The following is a 20,344-nucleotide window of genomic DNA, read 5'->3' on the forward strand; positions in this document are numbered from 1 at the left end:
ATCGAGGGAGGCACGAGATAATGCGAACTTCCCTTGGCTTTGATAAATCCCGATCGATTGATATCGGCGTCTCATCTAATAATTTGAAGAGTCGATACGATCGCGAGTTCAACCGATTCAACATTCCAGACAAGCCGATCGCGACAATTTACACAGATGGATCGGGCACTCAAGAAGCGCCATCTGGATTCGGAGTCTGCATTTTATTTGCTGATGGATCGATCTATGAGATTGGAGGATTCGAGCGTAACTCGACGAATCAACGCGCAGAACTTCGAGCAGTAATCGAAGCTCTCAAGATTGTTAGCCAGCGTCCAAAATCGGAACAACTCACGATCGAGATCTACAGCGACTCGCAGTATGTTTGCAACGGATACAACGATCGATGGGTCGAAGGATGGCAAAAACGCAGTTGGACGAACCCTGAAGGAAATCCCGTAAAGAATCGGGACTTGTGGGAAGAGTTAGAGCGCTATCGCAGTGTTGAGAAAATCAATCATTTGAGAGGTCATAGCGATCGCGGCGGGAAGGACGGCGCTCAGAGACGTGCGACGAACTTCGAGCGTTATGGCGATATGGCAGAGCAACATAATAAGGGAAACTGCCGAGCCGATGCGATCGCGGGATATTGCCGCATTAATCTAGCTGTACTTTCTCGCGAAGGCGTTTCTCTAAATTTGATTTGGGAAGCTCCACAGACTGCAAAACAAGCCAATCAAACAACGCAAGAATGGGTGATCGCGGACTGGAAACCAAGCGGCATTAGCGACGAAATGATCGAGCTCAATATGGAGACGATCGACGGTGAGGAAGTTGCCCAAATCCTTGCAGAGCATGAAATTGCGCTTAATCAGAGCGTTCAATATGTGACGAGATCGGCTCAATATATCCTGAGACGATACGAGAATTCAGCTCATGGGGTTTGGGTAGCCTGGGGAAGCACGATCGACGGAGATCGCGCAGAAATCGCTTACGTTAAGCCGAGAGTTCCCCGGTACGATTTCAGCAAGGGGAATCCGAAACCGATCAAATACGAGACCCCTGGAAAGTGCGAGGCGTTGCCGATTCTGCCATTTGTAGATGTTGCGACCGCAGAAAAGACTTTCGAGAAATATGGCGTTGTTCCGTTAGAAGGTGAATCATTCTGGAGAACTGTTAAGCGGTGCAATCTGCCTGTTTGCATCACCGAAGGATTCAAGAAAGCGGTTCTCTTAACTCAGCAAGGGTATCCAGCGATCGCGCTGCGTGGTGTCGCTAACTGGCACCCTAAAGGCAGTACCGAGCTATTCCCGATTCTGAGCGAATTCGCTACTGAAGGACGGCAAATCACGATCGTCTTTGACCAAGACACTAAACCCAAGACGATCGCGAATGTCGGCTGTCAAATTCGGCAGCTTGGACAGATTCTCCAGAATCACGGCTGCAAAGTCTCGGTCACAACTTGGAATAGTGCCGATGGGAAGGGAATTGATGATGCGTTTGTGAGGATGGGGTCGGATTGGCTAGACCAAACGATCGCAACATCGCTTGCCCTTGACGAGTGGCGTAAGTGCGGATTGATTCGGCAATACTTCGAGATTATTCGCAAGCTCAAAGCTCTGACGCTGACACCCGATCGCGATACTGTAGGCGACTATTTGCCCGAATTGCCTAGCGAGATTCTGATCGGTTCGATTACCGCGATCGCCGCAAACATGGGGAGTGGCAAGACAACTCGAACCACTGAAGACATTATCCGAAACTGGAGACGAAATGGCGGACGGGTCTTGATTCTTTCGATGCTCAACTCACTGGGGCAGCAAATCGCAAGAGGCGCAAACGTTCCCCACATCTCGGATTATGGTGACAATCAGCACGGTGCGTTTGTGCGCGACATTAATGAGGCAAACGGCGCGGCGATGTGCATCGATTCGCTTCGGCGAATTCCCGGCGGGTTTATCACAGAAAAGCCTTTATTGCTTGTTCTAGATGAGGTGAATCAATTTCTTGATCACTCAGTCAAGGGTGAGACACTTGGCAGTAAACACGGGGAAATCCTTGATCGATTCTCTGAGATCTGCTTTGTATGTGGCATCAACGGCGCGATCGTAGTCAGTGAGTCCGAAATTCACTCACGCTCGATCGAACTGCTCAAAGAGTATTCGAAATCAGACAACGTTCGATACTTTAAGCACCATCGGCAGAATGCACCCTGGCAAGTGACGATCGGGTCTGGCGGATTGAGCGGATTCATGAGCAAGATTCTGTTTGATGCCGTCGAAGGTGAAGGCTACGCAGAATTAAAGCGGCTTCTAATTGCAATCGACTCGCAAGCGGGCGGGAAACAGATTGAACGGCGTTTACGGTGTGAGTTCCCCGATAAAAGAATCGTGCGAATCGACTCAGAAACCAACCGAAAAGGCAAATTCAGAGCTTTCTTTGACGATCCGAATATCTGGTTAGAGCAAAATCAGCCTGATTTCCTGATCGTTTCTCCATCCATCAAAACGGGTGTATCGATTACTTGGGAAGGCTTCGATGCTGTTTATGGCTATTTTGTAGGTGCGATCGATCCGGATGGTTGGATGCAGATGTTAGGGCGTTATCGTCCGACCGTTCCCCGCTTCGTTTGCTGTCCTAAGTTCGTGTTGACTTCTGGCGATGAATCGCTCATGTTCCCCCGCGCAATCGATCGCAAGCTCACCCAGGATAAACAAGCATTTTCGGCTCACTTTGCCGTTGAAGCTCTAACGGAAACCGACGATCGCAAAGTCGCAGTTCTCACGGCGGCTCAGTCCTATTATTTGGAAATGTGCGCGTTGCGAGGGGCGCAGAAAGCAATCGCCCGTGAATATCTGATCTCAGTCCTGCAAGAATCGGGGCACACGGTCGAAATTCAAGAGTGGGGCAAGGATTCCGACGAGCAGAAGGCTTTGAGCCAAGTTCGAGACGAAATCGATAACGAGGATGCTGCTAAATATGCAGATTCCCCGGTGTGCGAGTCGATCGATGCGGCTCATAAGATTCTCGCTTCTGAATGCAGCCTTGAAGATGAAATCAAAGCGCTAAAAACATTAGCGTGTGAACGCTTCCCCGGTCGCAACTTCGATGATTTTGACAATTGCTTGTGGCTCCTGATTAAGCAGCGCGGCAAATTGGGACGGGGAGCAGAAATGCAAGCATTGATCGAGAATATCGCGGCTGCGAAAGAACTCGATCGCGAATTGGTCGAAACAATCTGCCGTGACGAACTTGGAATGACTCACCGACTGCCCAGGCGGTACGTTAGAGCGCAACTGCTCAGACAGAGTGGGATTTTGCAACTTGCCGATCGCGGTGCGGAATTCTCAAACTCTGACCCACGCTGCATTCAAATTCAGCAATGGGCAGTCAAACACGCGAACCAGCTTCGATACTATTTTGGGCTGACGATCTCACCCGAATACACCGACTCGAAAGGACGCAAGCAACATACACCTGTTGATGTGTGCGGTAAACTGCTTAAGAAAATCGGATTGCAGTCAGTCGTTATTAGGACTGAAGGCAAGCGCGGGGCACAAAAGCGTGTCTACACGGTTGCAATTGATCGCGTGAAGGAAAGTGATCAAGCTACTGCTTGGGAATATCGGGATAAGGCACTCGCAGCAGCGCGGGAACGGTTAAATCTGATTGCCCCTATCGAAACGCCTTCTGGGTCAGAAACACAGGCAGAATCGGCGAATACTGTCGAAGTGAAACAACATCCAAACACGGAATTAGGACAGGGTTCCGATCCACCGCATTTACAGGATTTTCGGAGGCAAGTCGCATGATCGAAGCCTCTGAAGCTAATACAGCGCAATCCTCACACCCAGATGAGGTGCGCTTGCGATGCTACAGATTAATCGATCGCATCGCGAAACGTCCCGGTTCAGCAAAATTGCTGCAACTGGCAGAGAGAGCATTAACCAATTTCGCAAATTACAAGAAGAATCGTAGCTATGAGCGGTAAGACTTGGTATTTTACGAACGAAGCAGCGATCGCGCTTGATTTGACTGCTAACAAACTGAGACACTTGAATCGATCGGGACTGTTCAAGATGGGTTATCACGTTCGCATCGCGTCGCCCAATGGCGTGAAGATCCCTCGATATCAGTTTCACGTTGAACGCTGTTCTAAGCAGCTAGAAACCTCGCCAGAGAAGCGGAAACAGTATTAAAGCAATGCCAACAAAAGAAGAAGTAAATGCACGTCTCAAGGCGGCAAAAATCGGCATATCCGTCGAACAGAATGGCGATCGCTTGCACCTGCGCGGCATATTTCCACCTAAACCAGGTGAAACTAAGCGCAAACAACGGGAAATCACGCTGAATGTCTACGCCAATCCATCAGGATTCAAACGAGCAGAGGCAGAGGCAAGGAAGATTCGATCGCAAATTGACTTGAATCAATTTAACTGGCTCGATTGGGATGAAAAGCTGCGACTTGCAGCAGAAATAAAGACTACACGCTTTATAAGGCAATGGATCGAGCTATTTGAGGAGGATTACTTTAACCGTCGATCGCGCACTCCAAAATCTGAAACCACATGGCGAACTGACTACAAACAACCGTTCGGACAACTACCGCAAAAAGCACTGCTAACGCCTGAAATTCTGCGTCAGTCGATTCTTGAGACTGAGCCAGACACCTGCAATCGTCAACGGCGCTGCATGGCTCTGGGGCAGTTAGCAAAGTTCGCAGGCTACGAGTTCGATGCGACTGCATTAAGAGGGGATTATTCACCGAAACGCCTGAATCCGCGTGATTTGCCAACTGATAAAGACATCAGCGAATGGCGCGATCGCGTTCCTAACGAGCAGTGGCAGTACGCATTTGGCTTAATGGCTGCCTATGGATTGAGGAATCATGAGCTATTTCATATCGACTTAGAAAAGCTACGAGAAAGCCCAGTTCTCAGCCTAACTGATGACCTTAACGGAGGTGGCAAGACAGGCGCTAGGCGGATTTGGGCTTGCTACCCGGAATGGTGGGAAATGTGGCGATTGCGGGATGTGAAGCTGCTTCCCAAAGTCACAGGTAGATCAAATTCTGATTTAGGCAATCGAGTAACTCAGGCTTTCAAGCGTTACGGAATCTCGAAACCCTACAATCTTCGTCACGCTTGGGCGGTTCGGACGATCGAGTTTGATATTCCCGTCGAATTAGCAGCACAACAGATGGGACACAGCTTGAAGGTGCATTCTGAGATTTATCATCACTGGATTTCAGATGATGTGCATCAACGGGCATTCGATCGAGCAATGCAGCACCCAGACCGTCCTTTACCGCCGTGAAAAATCCCCCTAAATTCCCCCTAGATTTTGCCGATCTTTCAGAACAATTCAGGATGATTTAGTACATTTGCTCAACTGAAAAACCTTGATTTTATAAGGGTTTTAGCCTGTATCCCAGCGGTACAGGCGTTTTTCCTATGTGGTCTGAAAATCCTCGTGTCACGAGTTCAAGTCTCGTTCCTGGCATTCAGATATATCAAAGGAAAAGGCTTGAGGTAGAGCACTTCAGTGCCTTTTCATCGTATTGGCACATTGAACATTATCTACCTTCAAACCATAGATACACGCATGGTTTTTCTACAAACAAGACTTATCTATAAATGGATCTTACCCACTTTTGGTAAACTGAAGTTTCCGATCGTCTTTGCGCTTAACGAATGTGTGGGATCCTGGGCTGCTCAGATGCTTGTTTTCACCAAACATTGATACTGACTTGAAAATCCAGCACACTATGCTGCTGAGGAAGGGGCTTTTGATTGGAGAGCGACCTCATATCCCAAATTTTCTAGCCGTTCTCAAATTTTCTAGCCGTTTGACCAATCGCTTCTGGGTTGCCTATGAGCGCGCTTGGTCAACCAGCACTGCATACTCATAACCGCTTATGATTGTCAAACGACATCAGCTCAGGAGAATACAGAAACCATGACCTCAGGAACACTTCATCGTCTATCAGCTTTTACGACTGATCCGAATGGAGGCAATCCTGCTGGAGTTTGGATCGGAGAGGCTCTGCCAGAACCGGACACGATGCAGCGCATTGCGGCTGAGGTTGGCTTCTCAGAGACTGCTTTCGTTGCGCCTTCTGTTGGCGCGAATCGAACCGTTCGCTACTTTAGCCCCGAAGCCGAAGTCTCATTCTGCGGACATGCCACGATCGCGACAGGGGTCGTGCTTGGAGAAGAAAACGGAGAAGGTACTTACCAACTCTCGACCTCTGTTGGACTTGTCTCCGTTACGGTTAATCAACGAGACGGAATCTATGAAGCATCGCTGACCTCAGTTGAGCCAGAAGATATGCCTGCGTCCTCTGCATTGGTTCATGAGGCCCTTTCCGCTTTGAGATGGACACAGGCTGATCTTGACTATTCGGTTCTTCCTGCCAAAGCTTACGCTGGAGCATGGCACTTAATTCTGGCCGTTGTCGAGGCAGACCGCTTAACAAATCTCGATTATGATTTCGAGGCGCTCAAAGCGCTGATGCTGCAAGAGAATCTCACGACACTGCAATTAATTTGGCGGGAAAGCCCTGATGTCTTCCATGCTCGTAATCCTTTTCCGGTCGGTGGAATTGTCGAAGATCCAGCAACAGGTGCGGCTGCCGCAGCTTTGGGAGGATATCTACGATCGGCGAAGTTAGTCGCAGCACCAACCACGATCTTGATTCACCAGGGAGAAGCAATGGGTCGCCCTAGCCGACTTGTTGTTAGCATCCCATCTGAGGGTGGAATTGTCGTCACGGGTCAAGCGGTCAGGATTTAATCGCTCCGTCTTCATCAAGCTTAAATAAAGACCAGATGCGAAATGCAAGCAAATGCGAAATGCAAGCCTGATATTCATAAAATTCTATCTGTAGCCAGACCTTGATTCTTGATTAATATCAGCAATTTCACAGTTAGGGATGATTAGATAGTTTGCATAGTATTGCCAATGGTTCAACAAGGCGAGAATGTTGATTATCTACCGATGTCATTGGAGCGTCACAGGGAAAGAGCTGTTGCGTGTCTGATTCAGGAGTCAGCACCAGAACCCTGATCGTCCAAAGAATTGCCTATTACGAAAATAGCTGATCTTCAACGGCTGAAAGACTAATCTCTTCGTCAATATCAAATGCGTTCATTAATTAGAGCGAAATCCCCTTAAATTGACAATACCAGTCCAAAGGCGTGTAGCAACATTTAAGTTATGGACTCATGTTGCGAATTCTTCTGTAGAATAGTCCAAAATCTTAACATCTTTTTATCAAGCTGACATTGCTCGACTGAATCTACGGTTCCGACAATGCTCAACAAATCTATAAGATAACCAGGTTTGATTCGGGTTAGCCTTGGCATAGGAGAGCTGTATCTATACGATTTATGTTCTATTGTTGCGGCTAGCGAGTATGAAAATTCTATTGATAGAGGACGATTCGCTAATTGCTGAACCGCTTGTCAAAGCTTTGAGCGATCAAAACTATGTCGTAGAGGTCGCAACTGATGGACAGGTGGGATGGTCACTGCTGGAATCCTTTACCTATGACTTAGTTCTGCTAGACGTAGTATTACCGAAATTGGATGGTATTAATTTATGTCGAAAACTCCGGTCACAAGGCAATCAGACTCCAATTCTTTTGTTAACGGCTCAGAATGCTAGCACTAACAAAGTGGCGGGATTAGATGCTGGAGCAGATGACTATGTGCATAAACCCTTTAATTTGCAAGAGTTACTGGCGCGTATCCGGGCTTTACTCAGACGAGGCGGCGCTGCATTGCCTCCGTTGCTGAAGTGGCGGAATCTAGAGCTTGATCCCAGCACTTGCGAAGTGACCTGTAATGGTGAAATGGTGCGGTTAACGCCAAAAGAATATGGTCTGTTAGAGTTGTTTCTCCGCAATCCGCATCGCATCTTTAGTACGGGTGCGCTGATTGATCACATTTGGTCTTTTGAGGAAACCCCAAGCGAGGATACAATCCGCTCCCATATCAAAGGGTTACGGCAAAAACTGAAAACAGCAGGGATTTTAGGTGATCCGATCGAAACTGTTTACGGCATTGGCTATCGACTGAGATCTGCACAGGAAAAGCATAAAGAAGGCAAGGAGCAAAGGAACAAAGAGGCAAAGGATGAAGACAATAGTGAACCGACGATCGCAACACAAACGACTGCTGGGATGAGCAGCATCTGGAACGAGGTTAAAGAGACTGTTGCTCATCGGATTGCAACGGTTGAGCGGGCAGTGGCGCTGTTGCTACAAAACAAACTGAACCCAGAATTGTGGCAACAAGCTGAACAGGAGATCCACAAGTTGGCGGGATCGCTGGGGATGTTTGGTGCAGATCAAGGCTCTCGTTTAGCCCAAGAAATTGAACCGCTTTTCCAAAAGGGGCGATCGCTGAGTCATCACGAGATGCAGCACCTCTCTAAACTTGTCGCTGCTCTACGTCAGGAGTTGCAGCAATTGGACGCTGAGTATTTAACGAACGAGCAGCAAACGGTTACTTCAGTCAGTGAGCCGATTGATCAACGTCCTTGGTTACTGATTGTCAGTTCAAATTCAACACTCACCGCACCGTTACAGGAAGCATGCTCTAGCTGGGGCTTACGAGTTCAGGTTATTGCCAATCCTGTTACTGCTAGAGAGCAAATTTCTGGAACGCATCCAAATGTTGTCCTCCTTGATTTTGCTGCTGCTGCTAGCGCAAACAACTTGATGTTGTTGTCCGAACTCAGTGCTTGTACGCCGCCAGTTCCTACAGTAGTGTTAACCGAGGAGGATAAATTAATCGATCGAGTCAAGATCGCCCGCTTAGGTGGACGGTGGCTTCAACAGCCTGTCACGGCACCTCAAGTCTTAGAAGCAGTCAATCAAGCACTACAAAATGCCCGTCTGAGGCAAGCGAGAGTGCTGGTTGTAGATGATGACGCGCAAGTATTAGTGGCACTTCAGCGTTTACTCATTCCCTGGGGGCTTCACGTTTCGGTACTCGACAATCCACTTCTATTTCTAGAGGTTCTAGAAGCGAATCCGCCTGATCTGCTGATTCTGGACATTGAAATGCCACATATTAGCGGGATCGAACTCTGTCAGGTTGTTCGTAATGATTCGCGCTGGAGTGATCTGCCGATTCTATTTCTCACGGCTCACACGGATGCTGAAACTATGCATCAAGTCTTTGCTGTCGGTGCGGATGACTATGTGAGTAAACCGATCGTTGGACCAGAGCTAGTAACACGGATCTTGAATCGATTAGAGCGCACTCATTTCCTCAAGAGCTTGGCAGAGATTGATGCTCTGACGGGCATCGCAAATCGCCGCAAATCTACCACAGCATTCACTCAGTTACTTCAGTGGTGTGACCAGTGTCAGCAGTCATTTTGTTTAGCACTGCTAGAGCTAGCTGACTTGAAGAACATCAATCAGCAGTATGGTCATGCAGTTGGAGACGAAGTGTTAGCACGCTTCGGGGAATTACTGCGGCGATCGTTCTGCAATGAAGATGTTGTCGGTCGTTGGGGAGGAACAGAATTTGTTGTCGGTATGCCTGGTATGACCAAAACGGATGGAATTCAACGTATTCTTGATTTCCAGCAATCTTGGGAGCAATTTAAGTTCGAGGTGGATGGAGCTTCGCTGCAAGTCAGCCTAAATATGAAAGTTGTTCAGTATCCTCAAGATGGTGCAGATCTTCAGTTGTTGTACCAAGCGGCTCGCTCAAGCTTAAATGAGGCTAAGAATGTGACGCGCTCTGAGGAGAATCCAAAATGAAAGCGCCATTACCAGCCAACGAATCTGATAGGCTAAATGCCCTTCAACAATACAACATTCTAGATACTGTCTCTGAAGCTGCATTTGATGATTTAACTCAGCTTGCAGCATTTATCTGTGGTACGCCAATTGCTTTAATTAGTCTAATTGATGATTGTCGCCAGTGGTTCAAGTCCAGATTTGGGTTGGAGGCTACAGAAACGCCTCGTGATGTGGCATTTTGTGCTCATGCTATCTTGCAGCCTAGCGATGTGTTGATTGTTCCAGATACACTCCAGGACGATCGATTTGCGACTAATTCCCTCGTAACGGGTGAGCCTCATATCCGATTTTATGCAGGCGCACCGCTCATTACTTCAGATGGCTATTCCTTGGGCACGCTTTGTGTCATCGATCGCGTTCCTCGACAGCTTAATTCTGCTCAAATTCAAGCCCTACAAGCCTTGAGTCGTCAGGTCATTTCTCAACTAGAGTTACGACGTAATCTCGTTAGAGTGGCGCAAACAACAACCAAATTGCAGCAAGCAGAGCAAACTCGCATTCAGCTTCTTGCCCAAGAGCAAGCCGCCCGCAGCCAGATTACAGATATCCTGGAGAGCATTACTGATGCTTTTTTTGCGCTAGATCACAATTGGCGGTTTACTTATCTAAATCGGCAAGCGGAGTTGTTGTTGCAGCGAAAGCGAGAAGCATTGCTGGGCAAGGTCTTATGGGATGAGTTTCCGGAAGCGATCGGTTCAACTTTCTATCGAGAGTATCAGCGTGCTGTTGTGGAGCAGGTCAGTGTTCATTTTGAAGCATTTTATCCACCCTTAAACCATTGGAGTGAAGTTTACGCCTATCCCGCCAAAGATGGACTATCGGTCTACTTCCGAAACATCAATCAACGGAAAGAAGTAGAGCGAGCGCTCCACGAGACCCTAACATTCCAGCGAGCGATTTTAAACAGCGCCAACTACAGCATTATCTCGACCAATATTGATGGCACAATTCTTACCTTTAACACGACAGCAGAACAATGGCTCGGCTATACAGCAGCAGAGATCATTGGACAAACAACGCCCGTATTGATTCATGACTGGCAAGAAATTGTGCAGCGATCGCAGGTACTGTCACAGGAATTAGGAGAGCGAATCGATCCAGGATTTGATGTGTTTATTGCCAAGGCACGTCGCGGAACGATCGATGAGCATGAGTGGACTTACATTCGCAGAAATGGCTCGCGCTTTCCTGTGTTATTGTCAATCACAGCGCTCAAAAATGCAGAAGATCAGATTACAGGATTTTTGGGAATTGCTAGCGACATCACCGAACGGAAAGCGGCTGAAGAGCAACTTCAGAATTTAAGTAAGGCGTTAGAAAGTGCGATTGAAGCAATTGCTCGATTAGATACACAAGGACAATATGTTCAGATCAATCTTGCCTATGCTGCGATGTTAGGCTACCAGCCTGAAGAACTATTGGGAGCAAAATGGCAGCAGACAGTTCACGCGGAGGATGTTGCTGTTGTAGAGGCTGCCTATCAGCAGATGTTGGAGCATGGCAAGGCAGAAACAGAAGCGAGAGCGATTCGCAAAGATGGCACAATTCTCGATAAGCAGGTTGTGATGGTAAAAGCCTATGACCAGCAACAGCAGTTTAACGGTAACTATTGCTTTGTAAAGGATATCAGTGAGCGGCGTGAAATTGAGCGCATGAAGGATGAGTTTATTTCAATTGTGAGTCATGAACTCAGAACTCCGCTCACCTCAATTTCCGCTGCTTTGGATCTCTTAGCTGAAGGCGTTTTGCAAAATCAGCCCGAAGACGCGCAACAAATGCTGCAAATTGCTGCAAACAACACCGATCGATTAGTGCGCCTGATTAACGACATTTTGGACATTGAGCGGATTGAGTCGGGCAAAATTGTCATGACTAAACAGGTCTGCGACGCTGCTGATTTGATCAATCAATCGGTACAAGCCATTCAAGAGATTGCAGAACAAGCCGAAATCACGCTCTCGGTTGCGCCGTTAACAGTTCGTCTTTGGGCTGACCCCGATCGAATTATCCAAGTCCTGACAAACTTGCTGAGCAATGCAATCAAATTCTCCCCGCCTGGTAGCACAATTTGGTTGAGTGCAGAATTGATCACCCCTGAGGCATTAGAAGCCGACTACAACCAGAATAAAGATCAGCAAGGTTCTTCCAACTTGCTTCTTATTAAAGTCATCGATCGAGGACGCGGTATTCCATCCGATAAACTAGAATCCATCTTTGAGCGCTTTCAACAAGTTGATGCCTCAGATTCACGTCGTAAAGGAGGTACCGGATTAGGATTAGCGATCTGTCGCAGCATTCTCCAGCAGCATGAAGGACAAATCTGGGCAGAAAGTACATTAGGAATGGGCAGCACTTTCTGTTTTACCTTACCGATTCTTAATACCTCTGAAAGTTCGCAAGCTTCAAGTTTGATGTTTGACTTAGCCGATTCAGCACTAGACATCAAAACACAAACTCCACTGGTGTTGGTCTGTGATGATGATGCTTCGATTCGTAAAGTGGTGCAAGTGATGCTGGAACGGCAGGGCTACCAGGTGCTGACAGTGGCTTCGGGACAGGAAGCTGTAGAACAGGCACGTGCCCATCAACCGAATGCGATTTTGCTGAATCTGATGATGCCCGGTATGAATGGCTGGGAAACGTTGACAGTTTTGAAACAGCAATCTGAAACGCAAGCTATCCCTGTCGTCATTCTGAGTGGACTGCTACCCGATGCTAGAGAGGCACCCTATGATGGAGTTAGCGATTGGGTCGTAAAACCGCCCGATCCCAGAGTGCTCCGGCAAGCCCTCGATCGAGCCTTAGTCAATCAGAACCAACCTTTGAAAGTTCTGATCATTGAAGATGATTTGGATTTAGCGCAAGTCCTCACAACTCTATTGTCTCGCTATCAAATCGAAACCTTTCACGCTCAAACCGGACGAGATGCGATTCAACTAAGCCAGCAGGTCATTCCTGATCTGCTCGTCCTTGACTTAGGACTACCGACTGACGATGGTTTTGCCGTTGTAGACTGGCTGCGCCAGCATAATCGTCTCTGCCGAGTGCCCTTGGTGATTTATACTGCTCGCGATCTAAATGATCACGAACGGGAACGGTTAAGACTTGGGCAAACGCTATTTCTGACCAAAGGACGCATTACTCCACAAGAATTTGAGCAGCAGGTGATCAATCTACTCAACCGAATGATTCGATCGAAGACAGGAGACAGTCTCGATGACGACTAGACACATTTTGATTATTGATGATGAATATGACATTCGGGCAGTGGCTCAACTCACTTTGAAGACGGTGGGTGGCTGGGAGGTATCGAGCGCCTCTTCAGGTCACGAGGGACTTGCCAAAGCAGTGAGTGAGCAACCAGACGTGATCTTGCTCGATGTCATGATGCCTGAAATGGATGGAATCGAAACCTTTCGTGCTCTTCAAGCGAATCCAATAACTCAGGCGATTCCGGTCATTTTCATGACCGCAAAGGTGCAAGCAGCAGAGCAGCGGCGGTTTGCAGAACTAGATGTGGCAGGAATTATCACAAAACCTTTTAAGGCAATGAAACTTCCAGAGCAAATTTCCAACATCCTTGGTTGGAGTCAAGCGTGATGGCTGCCAGTTTAATTTTTCGTCTACACAAGTTCTGCACTTTTCAGATCTAACTTAGAAACTATCGGAGGTGGAAGCGAGATTCTTTTGCATCCGACGATCGTTTCTCTCAGGGCTTGACTCCCTGACCTACCGTGAACTCCCTAATCATTCGTCACTTGAGCACTCTCCTCTACCCGATTCAACAACGGCTAGAGTCGATCGAAATTTCTAATCCTCAAACAGCACGGTCACTCTGCAAAATGATCCCGGCTCGTTGCCCGTTTGAACGGCAGATCAAACTGTTTGATTACACGCTTGTTCGTATTCCACCGCTTTGTAAATTAAATCCTTTCTACGATCAAATCGTAAGTCTTCGCTTTAAATCTTTAGTCTATCTAGCAGACCATTGTGGCGAAGATGTGACGCTTTATTCCTAACTCCATTGTGAGGAAGGGGTTCTCTCTAAAACTGAGGTCCTGATGCCAACAACACATACACCCGAAGAAATTCCAGCAACGCTTCTCAAAAAGCCTTGCTACTCAGAGCATTTGACAAATGGCAACAAAAATAAATCGATTAAAATGCCACAAAATTATGAATCAGATCACGCTCGTCTAGATCACGGTCGAGTCGCGATCTTTGTTGACGGTTCAAATTTATTTTATGCTGCTTTACAGCTTGGAATTGAGATTGACTACTCAAGGCTACTGTGTCAGCTAGCTACGAACTCTCGGCTGCTGCGAGCTTTTTTCTACACAGGTGTCGATCGTACCAATGAAAAACAACAAGGCTTTTTGCTTTGGATGCGTCGTAATGGCTACCGAGTGATCACAAAGGATCTGATTCAATTGCCAGATGGCTCCAAAAAAGCGAATTTGGATGTCGAAATTGCGGTAGATATGTTAACTTTGGCGGCTCACGTTGATACTGTCATTTTAGTTAGCGGTGATGGAGATTTAGCCTATGCTGTCAATTCCATTGCTTACAAAGGTGTTCGCGTCGCTGTCGTCAGCTTACGCTCAATGACAAGTGATAGCTTGATCAATGTTGCTGATTCCTACATTGATCTTGACACAATCAAGGAGAACATTCAAAAGCCTACTGTTTCTGGCTATGCAGACTGTGTTACTAGAACCACGTAATTCAAGAAGTGCTTGCTCAATCTAGACTTTCGGTAGTGCTAGAAGACGCTCCGTTTTCTGAAGTCGAACCACAAGCAGCAATCCACCCGTATGCAGTCCCAGGAACACCGCATCCATCACACCCTCTAAAGACGGTGCATTGCTAAGCATTTGCTTCTAACTGATCCGATCTCAGATCGGCACAAGTCTAGCTCCTAGAAGCCTTGGTTTATCTACACCCTAAGCCCCACTTTGGCAAATCTCTTTTTGAAACTCAATAAACGTTCAAGAAATGCTTATAGCCATCAGTAGAATTCCATTGCATTCTGCTGCTCAATAGAGAAACAAAGCAAATGATTTCTATCAGATGGCGGGGAAGTTATGTTAAAGGTATTCGCAGACAGAGGCGGTACGTTCACTGATTTAGTCGTAGTTACAGAGGAGCAGTCAATCGTCGATCGACTCTCCCAACAGCCTGAACGTTTCCAAATCACTCCCCTCACAAATCAACAGTGGATTGTCATTTACAAGTTGCTGTCAGAGCAACCCGAACATTATCAAGACGCTGTGATTCAAGGGATACGAGACATTTTGGGATTAGCACGCGATCAACCGATTCCAGCCGGAGCCGTTGAAGTGGTGAAAATGGGAACCACGGTAGCAACCAATGCGTTGCTAGAGCGCAAAGGAGAACGTACCCTTCTCCTGATTACCAAAGGCTTTGGTGATGCGCTCTCTATTGGATATCAGAACCGTCCAAAGATTTTTGCCCGTCAGATTGTCCGATCGCAACGTCTGTATAAACGGGTGATCGAAGTGGAAGAGCGCTACACTGCTCAGGGCGAGGAGATCATTGCAATTGCGCCCCAAGAAGTGATGCGACTGACCACAGCCTTGCAGGAAGCTTACAACGATGGGTTTAGAGCTTGTGCGATCGCGTTTCTGCACGGTTACCGCTACCCCCAACACGAACAGCAAGTCGCTGAGGTTGCCCGCAGCGTCGGCTTTGAGCAAGTTTCGGTCTCTCATGAAGTGAGTCCCTTGATGAAGCTAATTCGTCGAGGTGAGACAACTGTTGTCGATGCTTATCTCTCTCCGATTCTGCGGCGGTATGTCGATCAAGTCAGAGCCGCATTACAACCGCACCCATCCGGGACGAAGCTAGAATTCATGAAATCCGATGGCGGTCTAACTGAAGCGCAACGCTTTCGGGGCAAAGATAGTATTCTCTCAGGGCCTGCGGGTGGCATTGTGGGAGCGGTCAAAACTAGCCTAGCTGCCGGATTTGACAAAATTATCGGCTTTGACATGGGAGGGACTTCCACAGATGTCTCGCACTTTAATGGCGAGTATGAACGCACCTTTGAAACCGAAGTGGCAGGGGTACGACTGTGCGCACCAATGATGTCTATCCACACAGTTGCAGCAGGGGGCGGATCGATCTTGCGATTTGATGGTTCTCGCTATCGCGTGGGACCTGAATCTGCGGGCGCACACCCCGGCCCTGCTTGCTACCGCAAAGGTGGATCGTTAACTGTGACCGATTGCAATGTGCGTCTAGGGAAGATTCAGCCCGACTTTTTTCCGCAGGTATTTGGAGCAAGCAGCAATCTCCCCCTCGATCGCACGATCGTGGAGCAAAAATTCGCCGATCTCAAAGCCGAAATCCAGACAAAAACCGGAGACAGCCGCAGCGATGAACAAGTTGCCGAGGGATTTCTCAACATTGCGATCGACACGATGGCAAATGCAATCAAAAAGATTTCCGTCCAGCGGGGCTATGATGTCACCCAATATACGCTGTGTTGTTTTGGTGGCGCGGGTGGGCAACACGCCTGCTTGATTGCTGAAGCCTTGGGAATGACAAAGATCTTCATTCATCCGTTTGCGGGAGTATTGTCGGCGTATGGCATTGGGTTAGCAGAGGTGCGGACGCTGAAAGAAAAGGCGATCGAAGCGCCGCTGACCACAGCGGAAACTCCCACATTAGCGCAAACCCTCGCCTTACTCAGTGCAGAAAGTCGAGCAGAAATCTCGGCTCAAGGCATTCCCGACGATCGCATCCAGGTCCTGCACAAAGTCCGCCTACGATACGCAGGCACAGACTCTACTTTGCTTGTAGATTTCGATCGAGCGGAGATAATGCGAACTCAGTTTGAGGAAATCTACCACCAACGCTATGGGTTTTCGATGCCGCATAAAGGCTTAATCGTAGAAGCAGTTTCGGTTGAAGCGATCGCGCAAGCCCCCTCCCTGACAGAACCGACCCTTCCCCTGGGCAGAACAGAACCCCTCAGCGCGGTCGCAACCGTTCAAATTTACACTAAAGGCGCTTGGCATGAAACTCCTATCTATCGCCGTCAGGATCTCAGACCCGGCGATCGCATCATCGGAGCCGCCTTGATCCTAGAACCCACGGGAACTAACGTGATTGAGCCAGGATGGTGTGCCGAACTGACGCAACAGAACTATCTGATTTTAAGCAAAACAGAAGCGGTGAAGGCTACATCAACCGCAGCGTCACCTGCCGCCACCACTCCTGATCCGGCGCTGCTAGAAATTTTCAACAATCTCGTTCGAGCGATCGCGGAAGAAATGGGCATTACTCTGCAAAACACGAGCTACTCCGTCAACATCAAAGAACGGCTCGACTTTTCCTGCGCAATTTTCGACCCGCACGGACAACTCGTTGCCAATGCTCCGCACATTCCAGTGCATCTCGGCTCAATGAGCGAAAGTGTCAGCAGTCTCATTCGAGCGAGAGGCAAGACGCTAAAGCCCGGTGATGCCTTTGCGTCCAACAATCCTTACAACGGCGGCACGCATTTACCCGACATCACCGTGATCACGCCAGTATTCATCGCTGGTAGTTCAACGCCCATGTTCTATGTGGCATCACGCGGACACCATGCCGATATCGGCGGCATTACCCCAGGTTCCATGCCACCCCATAGTACAACGATCGACCAGGAAGGCATTTTGCTCGACAATGTTCAGATTGTGAATCAAGGCCGCTTTCAAGAAGCCGCATTATTAGAGCGTTTGAATGCTAGTCACTATCCCGCCCGCAATCCCGCACAGAATTTAGCAGATCTCCAAGCCCAGATTGCCGCGAATGAACGAGGCGCTCAGGAACTAAGCCGGATGGTCAAACATTATGGACTGGAGACGGTACAAGCCTATATGCAGCACATTCAAACCAATGCAGAAGAATCGGTGCGACGAGTAATCGATGCGCTAAAACCAGGCAGTTTCACCTATGCAATGGACGATGGCAGCAAGATTTGCGTCAGGATTACGATCGACCCCACGACCCGTTCTGCCTGCATTGATTTCACAGGCACTTCTTCCCAGCGATCGACCAATCTTAATGCTCCCTTAGCGATCTGCAAAGCTGTAGTGCTCTATGTATTTCGGACGCTGGTTGATGATGATATTCCCCTGAATGCAGGTTGTCTCAGACCTTTAGACATCATTGTTCCAGAGGGTTGCCTGCTGAATCCTCGCCCGCCCGCAGCGGTTGTCGCAGGTAATGTGGAAACTTCGCAGGCGATCGCGAATGCGCTTTACGGGGCGCTGGGGGTAATGGCAGCTTCTCAAGGCACGATGAATAACTTCACCTTCGGCAACGAGCAGCATCAGTATTACGAAACTATCTGTGGCGGTTCTGGTGCGGGGGCAACCTTTGATGGTACCGATGCGGTGCAGACGCACATGACGAACTCGCGGCTGACCGATCCAGAAGTCTTAGAGTGGCGGTTTCCGGTGTTTGTTGAAACGTTTTCGATCCGGTCTAACAGTGGTGGAGCTGGCAAATATCGGGGCGGCAATGGAGCGATTCGCCGAATTCGGTTCCGCGAAGCTATGACTGCTGCGATCTTGTCAGGGCATCGCAAGGTGGCACCGTTTGGACTGGCGGGAGGTGCTCCCGGCGCAACGGGGCGCAATTCTGTCGTGCGCCAAGATGGTGCCGTCGAACTGCTAGACAGTAAGGCAGAAGTGTTGATGCAGCCAGGGGATGTGTTTGTGATTGAAACTCCTGGAGGCGGTGGATTTGGCGCAATGTTGCAAGAGCCGTAGGTAGACGCAATCAAACTGAAGACCTTCATCCTCACCCTCTCCTGTGGGAGAGGGTGAGGATGAAGGTGGATCGGTGATCTTATGTTTAATCAGGCTTGTCTACTTATCGTTGTGCAACTTCAACAAACAGTTCATCGTAGTCTTTCGCAAAGTTAATCCGAACATCTGCGAACTCTCCAGGGCTGACCGCTTGGCTGAGAACAGTCATGACAGTTCTTGCGGAAGTTGCCGCAGCCTCCACATCAACCCCTGCTCTTTGCGAGATCCGAGTATAGAACTCCTCGATTTTGAAGTTATCACCCATCTGTCCTTCCCGTCCGCGTAAGCATTCTGCTAACTCTGCGGGAAGTTGTGCAGCAAGATTGCTAGCTTCATCACCGAGCAGTCTTTCGCACATCGTTTCGAGCGTTGCTTTTGTTGCTTTGATTGCACTATCGCGATCGCTAAAGTGCCCGGTCTCTTTCACGGTTTTGATAAACTGGTCGTAATTCATTGCTGTAATTCCCAAAGTTTCTGTTCTTAATGTTCGTATCTATGTAGAAAGATGAATCTACATCTTGACTGAAGTTAGTAGCGGAACACTGCCGCGATCGGTGCAGGTGCAGGCATTGCATCGGGTGCAACCGCATACACTGTTCCACCATTGAGGATGGTTTGCAGTGCTGCTGCATCAAGCAAATCTTCATCTTCAGGTTGAGCTTCTTTGTGAACCTCGATTTCGTTGGTATTTGGATTGAATCTGCCCCACTTTTGCACACCCACCGCGACAAACAAGCGATCGACGCGCCCATAGTAGGCAGCAGGAACCGTTTCTTCGAGATTGGTCGAACTCAAGTCAGTGTTTGATAACTCGTGATAAGCATTAACGGCTTTCTCCTGCGCTTGGGTAAAGAAGGGTTCAACAATTTTCCAAGCTTCCGCGTGTAGTTCACCAAGTTGATCATCTTTGACATTTCCGGTAATGCCTTCTTCCATCAAATGCGGGAAAGTATTGGCTTCCCGGTAAATCGGCATTAGATACTCAACACAGGCGAGAACTAATGGCGCACGTTTTTGATTGAGGAAGTCATGCAGCGCCGCATCGATCGCGTAGAAGAACTGCCGATACCGTCGGGTGACATCATCGCGATCTGGTGAACCTTGACCATGAAACACTCCGGTTCCAGCCGACGAATTGTTATAGTTCGATGCGCCACTGGTTGTCCCGATGCGAAACTGTCCTGCCTTTTGGCTTTCGTCGTACTGAAGTAATTCATCCATGTTCTGAGGCAAGTCCGGAACCTGAACTTCACGAATATGATCGCGATCGCCCTCATACAGTTTGACGCGCTTCTGGCTCAGTTCCAAAATATAGAACGTACCATCTCCATTCAGCAGCGGCAGAATCGGCTTCAGGTGAAACTGATCGGTCACGACGACTAATTCAAACAACTCACGCGGCACCTTGAAATAATGGAAAAAACCATCTGTGACAAAGATTGCAAGTCCGCGATCTTGTTGCTCCCAAAAGTCATCTTGACTGTTGATTGCTTCCAGCATCGGACGCAAAAACTCGTTCGCCTCGTCTTCACTGAGCCCAGTCTCTTGAAGCTCTTGAACAGCTTGACGAACTAAGTTCTTAAACCGAATTTCATTTTGTCGAACTTCCGGCCCAGCGACGATCGTGGGCATATAAATCGAGACACACCAGCTTTTTGGGCGCTCGATCAATGACTTCACTTGTTCAACGGTTAAAATGCTCATAAACGCCTCCAGAAAG

14 protein-coding genes are annotated in these 20,344 nt (G+C 48.3%); 11 read left to right on the forward strand and 3 right to left on the reverse strand.

What is annotated here, in order from left to right; genetic code table 11:
* The first annotated feature begins 20 nt into the window (after positions 1-20).
* The 10 genes from NC981_RS09305 (at position 21) to NC981_RS09350 (ending at position 14,526) form a co-directional block, all read left to right on the forward strand.
* Positions 21-3,791 (forward strand): DUF3854 domain-containing protein, encoded by a 3,771-nt coding sequence (locus tag NC981_RS09305; protein WP_348242574.1) that lies wholly within the window; start codon positions 21-23, stop codon positions 3,789-3,791.
* Positions 3,788-3,970: a hypothetical protein gene (locus NC981_RS09310; protein ID WP_348242575.1), complete on the forward strand. Its 183-nt coding sequence runs from the start codon at positions 3,788-3,790 to the stop codon at positions 3,968-3,970. Before NC981_RS09305 ends, NC981_RS09310 begins: the two co-directional genes overlap by 4 nt.
* Entirely contained in the window at positions 3,960-4,178 is a 219-nt protein-coding gene (locus NC981_RS09315; RefSeq protein ID WP_348242576.1) for a DNA-binding protein, read from the forward strand. The genes NC981_RS09310 and NC981_RS09315 overlap by 11 nt, the downstream gene beginning before the upstream one ends.
* 4 nt (positions 4,179-4,182) lie before the next feature.
* Positions 4,183-5,295 (forward strand): site-specific integrase, encoded by a 1,113-nt coding sequence (locus NC981_RS09320; RefSeq protein WP_348242577.1) that lies wholly within the window; start codon positions 4,183-4,185, stop codon positions 5,293-5,295.
* Between the two features lie 642 nt (positions 5,296-5,937).
* Positions 5,938-6,774 (forward strand): PhzF family phenazine biosynthesis isomerase, encoded by an 837-nt coding sequence (locus NC981_RS09325; protein WP_348242578.1) that lies wholly within the window; start codon positions 5,938-5,940, stop codon positions 6,772-6,774.
* A gap of 622 nt (positions 6,775-7,396) precedes the next feature.
* A complete protein-coding gene (locus NC981_RS09330) occupies positions 7,397-9,760 on the forward strand; it encodes a response regulator (RefSeq protein WP_348242579.1) in 2,364 nt (787 codons plus the stop codon).
* Positions 9,757-13,029, forward strand: coding sequence for a PAS domain S-box protein (locus NC981_RS09335; protein ID WP_348242580.1), 3,273 nt, complete (start codon positions 9,757-9,759; stop codon positions 13,027-13,029). The genes NC981_RS09330 and NC981_RS09335 overlap by 4 nt, the downstream gene beginning before the upstream one ends.
* A complete protein-coding gene (locus NC981_RS09340; protein WP_348242581.1) occupies positions 13,019-13,402 on the forward strand; it encodes a response regulator in 384 nt (127 codons plus the stop codon). The genes NC981_RS09335 and NC981_RS09340 overlap by 11 nt, the downstream gene beginning before the upstream one ends.
* A gap of 134 nt (positions 13,403-13,536) precedes the next feature.
* Entirely contained in the window at positions 13,537-13,821 is a 285-nt protein-coding gene (locus tag NC981_RS09345; RefSeq protein ID WP_190375819.1) for a Mo-dependent nitrogenase C-terminal domain-containing protein, read from the forward strand.
* A gap of 144 nt (positions 13,822-13,965) precedes the next feature.
* Complete coding sequence (locus NC981_RS09350; RefSeq protein WP_190375830.1) at positions 13,966-14,526, forward strand: NYN domain-containing protein; 561 nt, start codon at positions 13,966-13,968, stop codon at positions 14,524-14,526.
* 21 nt (positions 14,527-14,547) lie between these two features.
* Here NC981_RS09350 and NC981_RS09355 read toward each other — a convergent pair whose 3' ends face one another.
* Entirely contained in the window at positions 14,548-14,676 is a 129-nt protein-coding gene (locus NC981_RS09355) for a hypothetical protein (RefSeq protein ID WP_277881315.1), read from the reverse strand.
* A gap of 210 nt (positions 14,677-14,886) precedes the next feature.
* Here NC981_RS09355 and NC981_RS09360 point away from each other — a divergent pair, with 210 nt between their 5' ends.
* Positions 14,887-18,585, forward strand: a complete 3,699-nt coding sequence (locus tag NC981_RS09360) for a hydantoinase B/oxoprolinase family protein (RefSeq protein WP_348242582.1) — start codon at positions 14,887-14,889, stop codon at positions 18,583-18,585.
* 103 nt (positions 18,586-18,688) lie between these two features.
* Here the strand turns inward: NC981_RS09360 and NC981_RS09365 are convergent, their stop codons facing one another.
* The gene (locus NC981_RS09365) at positions 18,689-19,078 is read right to left on the reverse strand and encodes a DUF2267 domain-containing protein (RefSeq protein WP_190375817.1); all 390 of its coding nucleotides are present in this window, start codon (positions 19,076-19,078) and stop codon (positions 18,689-18,691) included.
* A gap of 74 nt (positions 19,079-19,152) precedes the next feature.
* On the reverse strand, positions 19,153-20,328 hold the full coding sequence (locus tag NC981_RS09370; RefSeq protein ID WP_190375816.1) for a hypothetical protein: 1,176 nt from the start codon (positions 20,326-20,328) through the stop codon (positions 19,153-19,155).
* Positions 20,329-20,344 lie beyond the last annotated feature (16 nt).

Origin of the sequence: Leptolyngbya sp. DQ-M1 (assembly GCF_039962505.1) — a bacterium.
Classification (GTDB): Bacteria; Cyanobacteriota; Cyanobacteriia; order Leptolyngbyales; family Leptolyngbyaceae; genus Leptolyngbya.